The organism is Nocardiopsis sp. TNDT3, from assembly GCF_003427465.1.
In the GTDB taxonomy this organism is placed as follows: domain Bacteria; phylum Actinomycetota; class Actinomycetes; order Streptosporangiales; family Streptosporangiaceae; genus Nocardiopsis; species Nocardiopsis dassonvillei.
The window spans coordinates 1-1,992 of the sequence record NZ_QPFC01001093.1 but is presented as its reverse complement, the minus strand read 5'-3'; the positions used below and the strand labels follow the sequence as shown (position 1 = coordinate 1,992).

Below are 1,992 nucleotides of genomic sequence, written 5' to 3'. Positions count from 1 at the left end.
CCCGTCCCCACCGCACCCCGCGGCGAGCAGCGCGGCCGCCGACAGCGCGGCGGCCACGGCGGTGGCCCGCGGTCTCTGTCTCCTCATCGACTACCCTTCCCTTCCGCTTCCCGGCGGGGACACGTCAACGAACACTGCCCGTGCTCAGGCCGCTGACCAGGTACTTCTCAATCAGGGCGAAGAGGACCACTGTGGGGACGACGGCCATCAGCCCGGCGGCGAAGAGGTACTGGTAGTTCGTCTCGTACAGGCCGATGAACTGCTGGACCCCCACGGTCAGCGGCACCCTGCCCTGCGAGGGGTCGTTGAACAGGGTCAGCGCGACGATGAACTCGTTCCACACCTGGATGAAGGTGAAGACGACCACCGTGATGATCCCCGGCGCCGACAGCGGGACGACGATCCCGAGCATGGTCCGGAAGCGGCCGAGGCCGTCCATCATGGCCGCCTCCTCGGTCTCCCGCGGGACCGCCCGGAAGTGGGTGTTGAGGATCCACACCGCGAAGGCGATGTTGAAGGCGGAGTTGACGGCGATGATGAACCAGTAGGAGTTCACCGCGCCGAGGAAGAGCGCCTCCCGGTACAGCCCGATGATGAGCGCCACCGCCGGGAACATCTGGGTGATGAGGATCAGGCCGAGGAAGGCACCCTTACCCCGGAAGTCGGAGCGGGCGACGGCGTAGGCGGCGGGCGCGGCCACGGCGAGCACGACCAGGGTCGAGACCCCGGCGACGGTGAGGCTGACCCGGAAGTACTCCGCCAGCGGGATCCGGCTCCACACCTCGACGTAGTTCGACCACGCCCAGTCCTGGGGCAGGTAGGTCGCGGGGACGGCGAACAGCTCCGCGTCGGTCTTGAGCGAGCCGAGGAACATCGCGGCGTAGGGGGCGAGGAAGAACAGGGCGACCAGCGCCCCGACCAGGGGGAGGACGGCGCTCCTGACGCGGCGCCACACCCGGCCGCCCGCGTCCGCCGCCGGGCGCAGGAGCGGAGCGCACGCGCTCGTCGCGCGCCCGCGCAGGGACGACCACGAGCGCGCGGCCCGGCCGGTGAGCGAGCGGACGCCGCCGGGCACCGCCGAGGCCAGGACGCGGCCCGCCCGGTCGCGGCGGCCCGGCCGCAGCAGCCAGGCCAGGAACGCGATCAGCCCGACCAGGAAGGCCACGTTGAGCACCGCGAGCGCGGCGGCCTCGCCCGGGTCCAGCTGCTCCTTGAAGGCGATCTTGTACATCCACGTGACCGTGGTGTCGGCGTGGTTCCCGGCGATCGAGCCGGTGATCACCCAGATGAGCGTGAACGCGTTGAACACGTGCAGCATGTTCAGCACGAACGCCACCAGCAGTGAGGGGCGCAGCAGCGGCAGGGTGACGTGCAGCCACCGCCTCCAGGCCCCGGCGCCGTCGATCCTGGCCGCCTCGTGCACCTCGGTCGGGATCGTCTGGAGACCGGCCAGCAGGACGTAGGTCGTGAAGGGGACCGACGTCACGACGCCGACGACCATGATCGAGGCGAAGGCCGTGGCGGGGTCCTTGTACCACTCGTGCGGTGCGTCGAGGACCGACAGGTCCATCAGCAGGCGGTTGACCAGGCCGTTGCCGCCCTCCAGCAGGAACCGCCAGACCGTCGCGGTCATCACCAGGGAGGCCGCCCAGGGCACGACGACGGAGAGCCGTACGAAACGGCGCCCGCGGAACTCCTTGGTGAGGAACTGGGCCAGGGCCAGGGACACCAGGAGCGTCACCCCGAGGACGACCACCAGCCACGCCAGCGTGTTGGCCACCACCCCGGGCAGCGCGGGCTCCCCCAGCAGCCGCCGGTAGTTGTCCAGCCCCGTGAACCCCTGGATCTGCCCGATCCGGTCCACGGCCAGGAAGGACAGCCAGACCATGTAGAGCGCGGGGAAGACGATGACCAGGCCGATGAGGGCGGTGGCGGGCAGCAGCCAGCGCGTCGCCGACGTGCGCCGCCACAGGTCACGGGCGGGCCGGGGCG

General features: G+C 70.8%; 1 protein-coding gene. It reads right to left on the bottom strand.

The genetic code is table 11. The features are described 5' to 3' along the window. Positions 1-124: 124 nt before the first annotated feature. Positions 125-1,992, bottom strand: a 1,868-nt coding sequence (locus tag DQW06_RS24240; protein WP_117199374.1) for an ABC transporter permease subunit, incomplete at its 5' end; no start/stop codon positions are given.